The organism is Dactylosporangium vinaceum, assembly GCF_019904175.1.
Lineage (GTDB): Bacteria > Actinomycetota > Actinomycetes > Mycobacteriales > Micromonosporaceae > Dactylosporangium > Dactylosporangium vinaceum.
Genome location: NZ_CP061913.1, coordinates 455,833 through 469,492 on the forward strand (window position 1 = coordinate 455,833; position 13,660 = coordinate 469,492).

General features: G+C 71.9%; 9 protein-coding genes. 2 read left to right on the forward strand and 7 right to left on the reverse strand.

Annotated elements, in window-relative coordinates; genetic code table 11:
- Positions 1-108 precede the first annotated feature (108 nt).
- Genes Dvina_RS02145 through Dvina_RS02170 form a run of 6 tightly spaced genes read right to left on the reverse strand, consistent with a single transcriptional unit; the run spans position 109 to position 8,272 of the window.
- Complete coding sequence (locus Dvina_RS02145; protein WP_223100690.1) at positions 109-3,207, reverse strand: DUF3427 domain-containing protein; 3,099 nt, start codon at positions 3,205-3,207, stop codon at positions 109-111.
- Positions 3,208-3,255: 48 nt separating this feature from the next.
- On the reverse strand, positions 3,256-4,302 hold the full coding sequence (locus Dvina_RS02150) for a hypothetical protein (RefSeq protein WP_223100691.1): 1,047 nt from the start codon (positions 4,300-4,302) through the stop codon (positions 3,256-3,258).
- 24 nt (positions 4,303-4,326) lie between these two features.
- On the reverse strand, positions 4,327-6,516 hold the full coding sequence (locus tag Dvina_RS02155; RefSeq protein ID WP_223100692.1) for an ABC transporter permease: 2,190 nt from the start codon (positions 6,514-6,516) through the stop codon (positions 4,327-4,329).
- Positions 6,513-7,013 (reverse strand): hypothetical protein, encoded by a 501-nt coding sequence (locus Dvina_RS02160; RefSeq protein WP_223100693.1) that lies wholly within the window; start codon positions 7,011-7,013, stop codon positions 6,513-6,515. Before Dvina_RS02160 ends, Dvina_RS02155 begins: the two co-directional genes overlap by 4 nt.
- The gene (locus tag Dvina_RS02165) at positions 7,010-7,663 is read right to left on the reverse strand and encodes an ABC transporter ATP-binding protein (protein ID WP_223100694.1); all 654 of its coding nucleotides are present in this window, start codon (positions 7,661-7,663) and stop codon (positions 7,010-7,012) included. Before Dvina_RS02165 ends, Dvina_RS02160 begins: the two co-directional genes overlap by 4 nt.
- 21 nt (positions 7,664-7,684) lie before the next feature.
- The gene (locus Dvina_RS02170; protein ID WP_223100695.1) at positions 7,685-8,272 is read right to left on the reverse strand and encodes a hypothetical protein; all 588 of its coding nucleotides are present in this window, start codon (positions 8,270-8,272) and stop codon (positions 7,685-7,687) included.
- On the opposite strand from Dvina_RS02170, the gene Dvina_RS55070 reads away from it, so the two are divergent.
- Positions 8,262-11,087 (forward strand): helix-turn-helix domain-containing protein, encoded by a 2,826-nt coding sequence (locus tag Dvina_RS55070; protein ID WP_223100696.1) that lies wholly within the window; start codon positions 8,262-8,264, stop codon positions 11,085-11,087. The two genes, Dvina_RS02170 and Dvina_RS55070, sit on opposite strands and share 11 nt — an antisense overlap.
- A gap of 198 nt (positions 11,088-11,285) precedes the next feature.
- Here the strand turns inward: Dvina_RS55070 and Dvina_RS02180 are convergent, their stop codons facing one another.
- Entirely contained in the window at positions 11,286-12,032 is a 747-nt protein-coding gene (locus Dvina_RS02180) for a DUF429 domain-containing protein (RefSeq protein ID WP_223100697.1), read from the reverse strand.
- Positions 12,033-12,177: 145 nt separating this feature from the next.
- Here Dvina_RS02180 and Dvina_RS02185 point away from each other — a divergent pair, with 145 nt between their 5' ends.
- On the forward strand, positions 12,178-13,437 hold the full coding sequence (locus Dvina_RS02185; RefSeq protein ID WP_223100698.1) for a pectate lyase: 1,260 nt from the start codon (positions 12,178-12,180) through the stop codon (positions 13,435-13,437).
- The last annotated feature ends 223 nt before the right edge of the window (positions 13,438-13,660 follow it).

A 13,660-nucleotide genomic window follows, 5' to 3' on the forward strand; every position in this document is an offset into this window, starting at 1 on the left:
CTGATGCACCAAGCATGGCCGCGACAAGGGTCTGCGGGCATCAGGGACCGACCCCGGCCGGCCCCTGGCCCGCGTACCCTGAGTCGCCTACGGGAGCAGTGACCGGGGTTACGCGACGGCCGCGGCAAACATCGCGAACAGGTCGCCCGACAGCGGTGTTTCTAGCTGCCACGTGACGGCCATTGGGCGGTCGCCTTCGTGGGTAACGTATGTGGCGGGGCCGAGGAACCAGAAGGCTCGTTCGTCGACGCTGGGTCGCGCAAAGAGCAGGATCGTTCGCCCCATCGCCGCGTGAGTGCGGTAGCGGCGGCCGGTCGGGCTATCGCTGGCGGTTGTCGACTGACTCTCCCAGTGGATCAATTCCCGATTGATTGCATAGTCGCGGTAGCGGGTCGTCGGGGAGAAGCCGCCGCTGGTCTTATCGAGCGTGAAGGCAAGCAGGTCGACGCCGGCCGACTTGGCGTCATATACACCTTCGCGCCACTGCGGCGTCTTGGCGTTTACACCCTCGCCGACCGCTGCGAGGATCTCGATGCGGGTGTACTGGCTGTGGACCTGCAATGGGATGTCCGGAAGCGCCTGATGTTGCATGTGCCGAGGCTCGTCGCCGAGCACCTCAAGCAGCTCGCGAAGCTCGGCCCGGACCTGCGGATGCTCCCACATGAGCTCGACCGCCGACTGCAGTGAGGCATCCTTCGCAATGACCTGATCGCCGAGGTTGGCAACGAGCATGCGGGCCAGTCGCTGTTCGACGGTGTTCAACTGCCCGACGTCCGGCCGATTCACCCGATCCAGCAGCGCGCGGTACGCCTCTACCCGCTGCCGGTCGTCGACGTGCTGCATGCGCGCAATGCCGCGGCGCAGCGCCCGCTCGTGCGGCCCGGCGGCGGCAACGGGCAGGCCGGCCTCCTCCCGCAGGGCCGACCAGCCCCGATCGCCGCTGGTGTAGACATCGGCGAGCTCCAGGCCGGTCTCGTGGAGATAGGTGGCCAGTGACACTTCGGGCCGAGTCTGGGCGAGGGAGCGCAGCTCGGCGACCTTGGCCGGCCACCGGCTCGGGATGGCCTCACGGACACTGCGCAGCACGATGTCGCGAGCGACGCGGTCGAGCTCCATGTGACAGCCCGCCGGCAAGAACGGGAAGCCTTCCTCGACCGCCCGCTCCAGGTCTCGGCGGCTGCCACCGAGGAGCGCGCGGTACCGCAGATCGAAGCGGAACTCCTGGCGGTGCAGGCCGACGAAGTCGAGTACCGTGCAAACGCTCTTGTCTTTGGCCGTGCGCAGGCCGCGGCCGAGCTGTTGAAGGAATAGCGTGGCGCTTTCGGTCGGCCGCAGCATGAGCAGCGTGTCGACCTTCGGCACGTCGAGGCCTTCGTTGAACAGCTCGACCGAGAAGATGACCTGTAGATCGCCGTCCTTGAGCCGGCGGATCGCCGCGTCGCGCTCGACCTGTGGCGTATCACCCCACAGCGCGATCGCGTTAATGCCGAGCGCTCGGAACTGCTCGGCCATATAGCGGGCATGTGCGACTGTGACGCAGAACCCGAGGCAGCGCATGGCGGCGACGTTTGTGACGTGTTGCTGAAGCTGCTGGAAGACGAAGCGCACCCACGACTCGTTGCCGATGTAGACCTCGGCCAACGCTTCCTCGTCGTAACCTTTTCCGCGTTGCCACGGCACCTTGCTCAGGTCGGTGCCGTCGTGGATGCCGTAGTAGGCGAAGGGCGCCAGCCGGTGCTGCTCGATCGCGTCCCAGAGGCGCAGCTCAGCGGCGATACGGTCGCCGAACCAGTGCAACAGTTCCCGGCCGTCGGCGCGCTCGGGGGTCGCGGTGAGCCCGAGGAGCTCTCGCGGTGTGAGTGTTTCGACGAGCATGCGATAGGAGGGTGCCGCGGCATGGTGAAACTCGTCGATGATAACGACGTCGAAGTGGTCCGGGTCCAAGTGCGGTAAACCGTTGACGCTCAAGCTCTGTACCGAGGCGAAGACGTGGTCGAACCGCGATGGCCGCTCGCCGCCGACCCACATCTCGCCGAAGGCATGATCGCGCAGCGCGTGACGGAACGTCGCTCGGCTCTGGTCCAGGATCTGCTTTTGATGCGCGACGAAGAGCAGGCGGGAACGGTGCAGCCGTTCGCGCAGGCGTCCGTAGTCGACAGCCGCCATGACGGTCTTGCCCGTACCCGTCGCCGACACCAACAGGTTGCGATGATGGCCGCGCTGCCGCGAAAGCTCGATGAGCTCGAGCATGCGCTCCTGGAACGGCTCAAGTCGAATCTCGATCGGACTGAGCACGGCGGCTACGCGCTCCTCGGGCCGCTGCATCCGCTCGAGGGCCTCGTCGAATTCGGCCTTCACATACGGAACGAAGTCGACGCTCTCCCAGTAACTCTCGAAGACCGCCTCGATCTTGCGCAGCACGTCAGGATTGCGAGCACCGGAGACTCGGACGTTCCACTCCATGCCGGCGACCTGGGCCGAGTGCGTGAGGTTCGATGAGCCCACATACGCCGTGCTGAACGCCGATCGGCGGTGGAAGAGCCAGGCTTTCGCGTGCAGGCGTGTAGTGGAAAGGTCATACGACACGCGGACGTCGGCGCCGAGCTCGGTTAGCAGTTCGAGCGCCCGGCCCTCGGTCGAGCCGGTGTACGTCGTCGTGAGCACTCGCAGTTTCCCGCCGCGAGCGCAGTACTGGCGCAGCGCCCCGAGAATCGGATTCAGTCCGGTGACGCGGATGAAGGCCATCACCAGATCGATTCGGTCGGCGGACTCAATCTCGGTAAGAATCTGGTGCCCCACCCGAGGCTCGCCGGGCGAGTTCGTCAACAGCGTCGTATCCAGCAGCGGGATACGTGGAAGTCCGGCGTGGCGGACTGTGCCGTCGGGCCGGTACTCGCCGATGTGATTGAGCATTTCGCCCGGAGCCAGTGGCCATTCCAGGGTGGATTCGCTGTTCGGCAGTCGGGCATCGAGGGACTCGAGCAGGCGCTGCGCCACCTCGACGCCTACCGCGACCCGCTCGGTCTCCGGGACCGCGTCGAGGGCCCGCTGGATCTGGCGGGCCAGCAGCAGGGCGATGCGGTCGGCGGCGTCGGCCGACCGCATCGCGTTGCGCTTTACAAGGTCCGGGTCAATGCGCGCAAGTCGGGCCTCGAGTGCCTTCGTGACGACCGTCTCGTAGAGCCCTGCTGCTAACTCGTCATGCACTAACCCAGTCTGCCTCACCCATGGTGCTGGTGAGCGGATCGTCGACCGCTAGAACTGCGAGTTGACGCTGATGAGGAAGCCGGTATCGATCGGGGCGCCGGCGTTGGTGAAGCAGTTGACGTCGCGGACGACGGTGTCGGGTGGGAAGTGGAACCAGGGGGTGTTCAGGCCGCAGAAGTCCGACGTCGGGCCGGCTGCGGTCACCTGGACGGTGTCGGGGGTGATGGCCAGGTTGGGGAACTTCAGCAGGGACAGGCCGACGCCCGCGGAGGCGATCGAGTTGACGCCGCCTGTCGAGTTGAAGTTCGTCGAGGCGGGGCCCAGGGGCGGGCGGTTCCAGAGGTAGCCGAAGTACTTCGGCGGGATCGCGGCGCCGTACAGGGAGCGCTGGTACTGGTACGTCAGCGTGAACCGGGTGTTCACCGGTGCGCCGGCGGCGTCGAAGCAGCCCACCAGGACCGTCTGGCCGGACGGGTTCGAGGCCCACTTGAAGACCTTGCAGCGGGCCGCTGTCGCCGAGACCGCCGTCGCCTGCAGGCTGCCGTCGGTCGGGCCGGGGGTACCGAGGGCCGGGAACTTGACTGTCCACTGGCCTACCGGGCCGGGGACGACCGAGTTGGCGCCGCCCGCCGAGTTGAACGAGTCGACCAGCGCGCCGGTCGCCTGGGAGTCGACGTAGCCGAAGCGGCCGGGGACGGCGGCGATGGGTGGGGAGCTGCGCTCGAAGAACGCGGTGAACGGGGTGAAGTCGGGGGCGCCGCCGGCCTTGTAGCAGTCGACGTACACGACCTCGTCGGCCCCGGCCGGGCCCCAGGAGTTGGCCTGGCACCAGTGCGGGACGGTGTTGACGGCGGTCGTGTGGACGACGCCGCGCGGGGCGGCGGCGCCCGGGAAGACGATGCGGTAGCGGCCGGGCGGGCCGGTGACGACGGTGGTCGCGGCGGGGGTCGTGCCGGTGGCGACGGTGGCGGAGCCGTTCCAGAGCACGAATGCGAAGCTGTCCGGCAGGGCCGCGCTGGCGGGCGCGGTCCAGGCCGTGGCGCCGGCGGTGAGCGCCATCAGGAGTGCGGCCCCTCGGGCCAACAGTCTCTTCATGACCAGAGATAGAAGCATGTAAATCTATCCCTCTGTGTCGGATACGTTACACAGCGCGGTCACGGCGGACAAGGCGACGGTCGCGGCGGCGATGCCGAGCACCCACCCCCACGGCACCGCGATCGGGAGCGGGCCGGTGATGCGCAGCAGCGTGAGCCAGAGCCCGCCGACGGCCAGCAGGGCGCAGAGCCCGGCCAGCACGAGGCCCACCGCGACGGCGACAAGCGTCTCGGCGACGGTCACCAGCAGCACGAACGCGCGCGACGCCCCGAGCCGGCGCAGCGTGCGCCGCTCGGGCGCGCGGTCCGGGGCGGCCATGATCAGGGTGTTGACGAGGCTCAGCGCCGCATAGCCCAAAATGATGGCCAGGACGACGTATAGCCCGGTTTCGCTCGCGCTCGGGCGCGGCGGCGAAGTGCCCGCCGCGGCGGAGGAGGCGCCGGCGGCGGCGGAAGCAGCGCCAGCGCCGGTGGAAGAAATGTCCGCCGAGGTGGAAAAGGCATTTCCCGCACCCACCAGCACATCGGACGGGCTCCCGAGCGGAAGTTCCCCGATCACGCGCAGCGCGGCCGGCGATCCGTCGGCCAGCCACACGTGGGCCGTCGAGCCGACCGGCAGCTCGAGGTCGGGGGTCGCCATCATCGCGTCGTCGGGCACCCAGGCGACGGCGGCGGCCGGGCGGCGGATGAGGGCGCTGCCGCCTTCCAGGGTGTACACGGTCGTGGCCGTGCCCGGGGGCCGGCCCATCGCCGCCTTGGCGGTGCCGGTGAGCGCGGACGCGGTGAGCAGCGAGGTCGCGAGCCCGACGATCATCAGTACCGGGGCCGCGATGGCCGCGGTCCGCCGGGTCGACGCGCCCGCCGCAGTGGACGCGACAAGGCCCACCGCGCCCGGCGCCCGGATCGACATTGTCCGCTCCAGCACCGCCGCGCCGGACGAGAAGAGGCGGACCAGAGCGGGTGCGAGCAGGCCGGCCGCGGCCACGAGGAGCATCACGACGGGCATGTACGTCTTGCGGTTCAGCGCTCCCGCGGGGTCGGCTATGGCGTTCGTCGCCATCAACGCCAACGTGGCAACGAGCGTCCCCACGCCGAGCACCCAGCGCGTGATCGGCATCGTCCGCGACTCGACGACCGTCTCGCGCAGCGCCTCTGCGGGGCGTACCCGGCCGGCCCGCCACGCCGCCGTCAGGGAGCCGAGCAGGGCGACGAGCGCGCCGGAGCCGACGGCGGTCCACAGTGGCCAGTGGGCGTGGCTGAGTACGGAGATCCAGCCGGGCGCCAGCCGCGGCAACGCCAGCGAACCGAGCCAGGGGCCGCCGGCCGCACCGGCCCCCGAGGCCGTGGTGGCGATGAGGAGCGACTCGCAGTACACCAGGCGGCGAATTTGTCCGGAAGTGGCGCCGGTGGCCCGCAGGAGGGCGAACTCGGCCCGGCGCTGCGCCACGGCGAACGCGAACGTCGAGGCGACGACGAACATCGCCACGAAGACGGCGAATCCGAGCGCGATGCCGGCGATCGTCGCGGCGTTGTTGCGGTCGCGGGCGTCGGGCTCGCGGTTGGCGTCGAGGCGGGCCCGGTCCGCGCCGGTGAGCACCAGCGCGCGGTCGCCGACCATGGCCCGCACCTCGGCGGCCGGACGGCGCAGCGCCAGCGCGTCCGCGCGCGGGGAGAGTCCGGCCGCCCGCGCGTCGCTGAAGAAGATCGCCGGCTGCGGCCCATTCGAAACGAGACCCACGATGGTGTACTGCGAGGGCCCGCCGTCGGTCACCACCGGCACCCGGTCGCCGAGCCGCCCGTCCGCGACCGCTATCTCGTCATCGGCCGCTGGCGCCCGGCCCGCGGTCAGCACCTGCCCGGCCAGCCCGAGCGCCGACCAGGGCCGGCCGACGGACGCGCGTCCATGGGCGGCGCGGAACACCCGGTCCACGACCGCGTCCGGCAGCGCGGCGACGACATCGGCCGGCACACCGCGCGGCACGGCGAGCGGCGCGCTCGCGGAGCCACGCGCGGTCGCGACGGTGAGCGTCTGCGGGGCGGCGACGACGACGGGCACGGTGGAGTACCGCTGCGGGGGCCGGCTGGGAGCGGTGACGGTGGTGTCGAGAACCAGGCCGAGCGCGGCCACGAGCGCCGAGCCGAGCGCGAGCGCCACGAACGTGCCCGCAAACGACCGCCACCGCAGCCGCAGCCCGGCCAGCGCGATGGTGATCATGCGAGCCGCCCGTCGACGATGCACAGGACTCGATCGGCGTGCCCGACCGCGGCCCGGTCGCGCGCGGACGCGTCCCAGTTGTGCGCATCCGCGACCCGGTCGCGCCCGGACGCGGCCGGGTAGCGCGCGGACACGGCCCGGATGTGCGCGGACGTGCCCGGGTGGTGCGCGGACACGGCCCGGATGTGCGCGGACGTGCCCGGGTGGTGCACGGACACGGCCGGGTGGCGCGCGGACGCGGCCCGGTTGCGCGCGGGCGCGGCCCGGTTGCGCGTGGATGCGGCCGGGTGGTGCGCGGGCGCGGCCCGGTTGCGCGTGGATGCGGCCGGGTGGTGCGCGGGCGCGGCCCGGTTGCGCGTGGACACGGCCCGGTTGCGCGTGGATGCGGCCCGGTTGCGCGTGGACGCGGCCGGGTTGTGCGCGGGCGCGGCCGGGTTGTGCGCGGGCGCGGCCGGGTCGAGTGGGGTTCGGGCCGGGTCGTGGGTGATCGTGTTCATGCCAGCCGCCCGTCGACCATGTGCAGGACGCGGTCGGCGTGCGCGGCCGCGGTGGGGTCGTGGGTGACCATGATGATCGTCTGGCCGTGCGTGTCGACCAGGTCGCGCAGCAGCCGCAGGACGTCCTGGCCGCTTGCGGAGTCGAGCGCGCCGGTCGGCTCGTCGGCGAAGAGCACGGCGGGCGCGGTCACGAGCGCCCGGGCGATCGCCACCCGCTGCTGCTGGCCGCCGGACAGCTCGTGGGGCCGGTGCCCGCCGCGCTCGGCCAGCCCGACGGCGGCCAGACCCCGCTGCACCGTCGCCGCGTCCGCGCGCCGACCGGCCAGCCGCAGCGGCAGGCCCACGTTCTGCTTTGCGGTGAGCGCAGGCAGCAGGTTGAACCCCTGGAACACGAACCCGATCCGGTCCCGCCGCAGCCGGGTCAGCCGCCGCTCGTTGAGGGCCGTCAGGTCGTGCCCGTCCAGGACGACCCGCCCACTCGTCGGCCGATCCAGCCCGGCCGCACACTGCAGCAGCGTCGACTTCCCCGACCCGGACGGACCCATGATCGCGGTGAACGAGCCCGCGGCGAAGTCGATCGAGACCTCGTCGAGCGCGCGGACGCCGTTGGGGTACCGGCGGATGAGCTTTTGCAATTGCACGACTGGCATGGGGCGACGGTAGGAATCCGGTTACCCGAGGCGGTACCGGACGGATGACTGGGCGGCCCCGTAGGGGCGGGTAGGCTCGGCTGTCGTGTTGTGGGGGCGGGAGGCCGACCAGGCGCTGGTCGCGGGCGTGTTGCGGGTGCTGGCCGGCGGCTCGCGGGCCTCGACCGACGGCGCGCGGGTGCCGTTCACCGGCTCGGACACGTCGCGCGGTAGCGTGCCGCCGGCGAGCGACAGCCCGGGGCCGGCGGCCGGTGGCGTGCGGGTGCCCTTGAGCGGCTCGGACACATCGCGCGGTAGCGTGCCGCCGGCGAGCGACAGCCCGGGGCCGGCGGCCGGTGGCGTGCGGGTGCCCTTGAGCGGCTCGGACACATCGCGCGGTAGCGTGCGGCCGGCGAGCGACAGCTCGGAGCCGGCGGCCGGTGGCGTGCGGGTGCCCTTGAGCGGCTCGGACACGTCGGGCGGCGGCGTGCGGCCGGCGAGCGACAGCTCGGAGCCGGCGGCCGGTGGCGTGCGGGTGCCCTTGAGCGGCTCGGACACGTCGCGCGGTAGCGTGCCGCCGGCGAGCGACAGCCCGGGGCCGGCGGCCGGTGGCGTGCCGGTGCCGTTCAACCGCTCGGGGATGGCGGGCGGTGGCTTGCCTACGTCGCGCGGTGGCGTGGGGCCGTCGGGCGGTGGCGCGCGGGCGGCGGGTGGCGGCGTGCTGGTGCTGCGTGGGGACCCGGGGATCGGCAAGTCGGCGCTGCTGGATCAGGCGGCTGCGGCGGCGTCGGGATCGACCGTGCTGCGGTGTGCGGGGGTGCCGAGCGAGGCTGACATCCCGTACGCGGGTGTGCACCAGCTCCTAGGCTTGCCCCTCGACGGTCCGGCCGTCCTTGCGCGGCTCATCGAGCTCGCCCCCGTGGCGTGTTTCATCGACGACGCGCAGTGGCTGGACGACGCGTCCGCGCGGGCGCTGCGGTACGCGGCCCGCCGCCTCCCTCCCGCGTCGACCGCTCTCCCTCCCGCGCCGGGAGTGCTGCTTTCCGCGCCGAAAGTGGCACCCTCCGTGTCGGCCGCGCCTCCTCCCGCGTCGGCCGCGCCTCCTCCCGTGTCGGCCGCGCCTCCTCCCGCGTCGGCCGCGCCTTCTCCCGTGTCGGACACGCTTCCTTTCGCGTCGAACGTGGTCCACTCGGCGTCGACCACGCTTCCTTCCACACCGACCGTGGTTCCTTCCGCGCCGACCGTGGATCCTTCCGCGCCGGGCGTGGGCCACTCCGCGCCGGGCGTGGGTCACTCTGCGCGGAGCGTGGTTCCTTCCGCGCCGGGCGTGAGTCCCTCCGCGGCGATTGTGATGATCTTTGCGGCGCGCGACGAGTTCGATTCGGCTGATCTGCCGGCTCACCGGCTCGGGCCGCTGCGCGCGGACGCGGCCGAGCGCCTGGTCGCCGACCTGCCCGCGTCCGCGCGGGCGCGGGTGCTCGCCGAGGCGGCCGGCAACCCTCTGGCCCTGCTCGAACTGCCACGCACCTTCCCGGATCACCGCCCGCTGCCGTTGCCGCCGCGCATCCAGGCGGCGTTCGCGGAACGCCTCGACGCGCTCCCGCCACCGACCCGCGCGGCCCTGCACTTCGTCGCCGCGGACCCGGAGGCTGATCTGGCCACACTTTTTGCCTGCGGGTGTACCGCCGAAGCCCTCGCCATCGCCGAAGAGGCCGGCCTGATCGAGGTCGTGGGAGCCCGGGTCGGCTTCACGCATCCACTCCTGCGCGCCGCGGTGTACCGCCGGCCCACCTTCGACCGCCGCCTGGCCGTGCACCGCGCCCTGGCCGCCGCCGTCACCGATCCCGTACGCCGCGCCTGGCACCTCGCCGACGCCGCCACCGGGCCCGACGAGGAGGCCGCGGCCGCGCTGGAGGCCGTGGGTGCCTGGGAGCGGGCCGCCGACCTCAGCGCCGACGCGACCGCGCGTGACGCCCGGCTTGTCGCCGCGGCCTACGCGGCCGACTCCGACGACCGCGCCCGAGCGCTGCTCGACCGGCTCCCGCTCGACCGCGCGCCGGCGCTGAGAGCCCGGCTCACCTTTGCCGCCGGAGACGCCGCCACCGCGCACGACATTCTGGTGACCGCGGCCGCGAAGGCTCCGAAGCCCGAGGCGGGGGAGCTGCTCGTCGCCGCGGCCCGCAACGCCTGGCTGCTCGGGGACGGGCCGCGCCTGGCCGAGATCGCACGGCTCCTGCACGCCCGGGGTCTGCGCGCGGCCGCGGGGCTCGAGGCGGTCCGGGCGGCCGTCGAGGGCGACCCGGTATCGGAGGAGGGCCGGCAGGTCATCGCCAACCTCATCGCGGACCGCGACGGACCACCCGAGGCGCGCCGCACCGCCGAGTTCGTCGCCGGGCTGGTCGGTGCGTTCGAGGGCAGCAGCGACCCGGCGGCCGCGCTCTATCTGGGGCGCTTCGACGATGCATTGGCCTCGGTTGCTTCAGGCCATTCGGCTGCTTCAGGGCCTTCGGCTGCCTTGACTGCGTCGGCTGGTGCGCGCCCTCGGGTTGCCTTGGCCGCTGCGGCTGGTTCGGGCCATTCGACTGGCTCCGGTGCTGCGACTGGCGTGGGTGCTGCAACTGGCTTGGGTGCGCCTGGCTCGGACGGTGCGACTGGCTCGGGCGGTGCGGGTGTCTCCGGCGGTGCGGGTGTCTCGGGCGCGTCAGGTGCTTCGCGCGCCGAGGAGGTCGGCATCCGCGCGTGGCTCGCGGCTGTGCGCGGGGACGACGAGGAGTGTGTCCGCCTCGCTGCGACCGCGGATCGGGTCTGGGCCGAGTGGGCGCTTGCGCTGCTGGACCTGGCGCGCGGACGCGCGGATGCGGCGTCTGACCGGTTCGAGCGCCTGCCGGCCGCCGCTCCGGTGTTCCTGGTGCCCGATCGGGTGGAGGCGGCGGTTCGCGCCGGTCGTCCCGCGGTCGCAGCGGACGCGGCCGCGCGGTTGGAGGCGTGGCCCTGGCCGTCGAATTGGGCAACGGCGGCCCAGCATCGGTGCCGGGCCGTGCTCGGGGTCGCGGCGTCAGTGGATACCGACCTGCCGTGGGAGGCCGCGCGGACGCACCTCGTGCTGGGCGAGCGGCTGCGCCGAGAGCGCCGCAAGACCGAGGCCCGCGGCCATCTGCGCGCGGCGGCCGAGCTGTTCGACCGCCTCGGTGCCGCGCCGTGGGCCGAACGCGCCCGCGCGGAGCTGCGAGCCGCCGGTGAGGCCGTGGCCGAGGCGCGCGCGGGGCGGAACACGTTGTCCCCGCAGGAGCTGCAGATCGTCCGGCTGGCCGCGGCCGGGCGCACCAACCGCGAGATCGCCGCGATGCTGTTCATCAGCCCGAAGACGGTGAGCTACCACCTGTACCGCGCCTTCCCGAAACTGGGCGTCACGAGCCGCACGCAACTGGCCCGACTGACGCTCTGAACGGCGCCGTGAATACCGCGACCGACCCTCAACCGGCGCGACCGCGCGTTGCCGTAGCCAAACCCAGCATCGCCCCACCGGCCGCCACCTGTGCTGAGCGTTGCGGAATCCAGGCGTCACGCGGCGGACGCACTTCGCCCCGCTAAGGCTGTGAGCGATGCCGCGATCCGCGCGACCGCGCGTTGGTGAAGCGCAGCGTCACGCGTCGGACGCGGGGGAGTCGACAAACGCTGTGAGCGGCGTCGTCGGCACGGCGATCCAGCCCTCAATGCGCGCGACCGCGCGCTGGTCCGGGTCCGGCGTAGTGGCCAGGCCGAGCGCGGCCGCGCGGGCCGTGAGCGCGGCGATCACCGCGTCGAACGCGTCGTGGCTGGCCCGCATCAGCGGCGCGTGCGGCCCGAGGTCCAGCCAGGAGGGCAGCGCTTCGACAGGCATCTCGGCCTTTCCCTTGTACCCCCTGTGCGGCAACCCCCACCGCAGCAGCGACGCGGACGGGTAAGCCTCGACGATGCGCCCGGCGCCCGAGCGGTCCACGTCCACACCTGAAGCGGCAAGCATCGCCAGGATCGCCGCGCACCGCATCGCCGCGTGGGCCAGGCGGTCGGCGGAGACGCTCAGCGGAATCAGGCCGGGGAACAGGGCGCGCACCGCCTCGTCGGTCGTGCGGTACACCATCGTGCGCCGCCAGGCTGAGCCGGCGCCGGTCTGTGGCAGTTCGTGCAGGTGGCCGTCGCGGTGCGCGATGAGCATGCGGGTGAACGGTTCCGGCCAGCCGAGCGCGCAGTCGATGCCGGCCTTGTCGCACTCGGCCACCGCGGCCACGATCCGTTCGTCGCTGACGCCGAGCTCGAGGGTGCGCAGCTCGGCCCCGCGGGGCGACCAGGCGATCGCGGCCAGTGCGGTCCGCTCGTCGGCGGCCGCGAGGTCCACGCCCACCGTCAGCACAGTCTGTAATTTACAGCGACATTTGCCGATGTTACGTCACAACACGAGGCGTGTTTGCAGGGTTGTTGCAGGTGGTTGACGCTGATTTCGCGGCGCATCTACGGTCCCTGACCAGGAAAGCGCTTTCCACATGATGGAGGAGCAGATGCAGTCCAGTCCCACGCGGCGGCGGGTGCGAATCGCGCTGGCGGCCGCGTCCGGTGTCGTCGCGGTGGCGGGGGTGACGCTCGTCGCCACGACCTCGGCGTCGGCCGCCACCGTCGACACGAGCGCCACGTACGTCTTCGTCAACCGCAACAGCGGCAAGGCCATCGACGTGTACAACTGGGCGACGAACGACGGCGCCCCGGTCGACCAGTGGTCGCGCAACGACCTCGCGGTGCAGCAGTGGAAGTTCGTCGACGCCGGCTCCGGGTACTACAAGATCAAGTCGGTGATGAGCGGGAAGGTCCTCGACCTGCCCAACTCGACCGACGGTCTCCAGCTCGTCCAGAACGCCGACAGTGGCTCGACGACGCAGCACTTCCGGCTCCAGGACTCGTCGGGCGGGTACGTCCGCTTCGTCAACCGCCACAGCAACAAGGTCATCGAGACCTGGCAGTGGTCGACCGCCGACGGGGCGATGCTCGACGGATACCAGAACCTCGACGGCGCCAACCAGCAGTGGCAGCTCGTGAAGCTCGGCTCCGGCGGCGGGGGCACCACCCCGACCGCGGGCGGCGGCTCCACCCCGACCGGCGCGTGGCCGACCGCCACCGGCTCCGCGTCCGGTGCCAAGACGATCAAGGTGAGCGGCACGCTCGACGGCGGCATGAAGCGGTACTGCTGCATCGGCGACGGCGGCCAGAGCGAGTCGCAGGACCCGATGTTCGAGCTGGCCGACGGCGCGACGCTGAAGAACGTCATCATCGGCTCGCCCGCCGGTGACGGCGTGCACTGCCTGGGTCGCTGCACGATCCAGAACGTGTGGTGGGAGGACGTGGGCGAGGACGGCGCGACGTTCCTGGGCACCAACGGCGGTGACTCGTACGTCATCGGCGGCGGCGCCCGGTCCGCCAGCGACAAGCTGTTCCAGCACAACGGCAACGGCACTGTGCACATCAGCGACTTCTACGCCAGCGGCATCGGCAAGCTGTACCGCGGCTGCGGCAACTGCACCAACCACTACGAGCGCCACGTCGTGGTCGACAACGTGCTGCTGGTGAACGCGAAGTACGTGGTGGGCATCAACACCAACTGGGGCGACACCGCCACGCTGACCCGGGTGGTCGTGCAGAGCTCGTCGGGCATCCACATCTGCGCCGAGTACACGGGCGTGGCGAAGGGCAGCGAGCCGAAGTACCTCGGTGACGGCATGGGTGACGGCCACTGCAACTTCAAGTCGTCCGACATCACGTACAAGTAGGCGGTCCCCAACTCCTGCCCGCAGTGGTGGACAGCGCGCCACATGAGCCGGCGCCGACCCGTGCACATGCTGCGCGTACGGGTCGGCGCCGGGCACTGTACGTAGCTCGGTCCGAACTTTACGTAGCTGCGCGGCATCGTATCGATCCCGCTCGTCCCGCGCTGCCGTGCGCCGTGTGACATTGCCCAATCCGAGAGGGTCTTCGGTTTGCCGACAGTGCGTG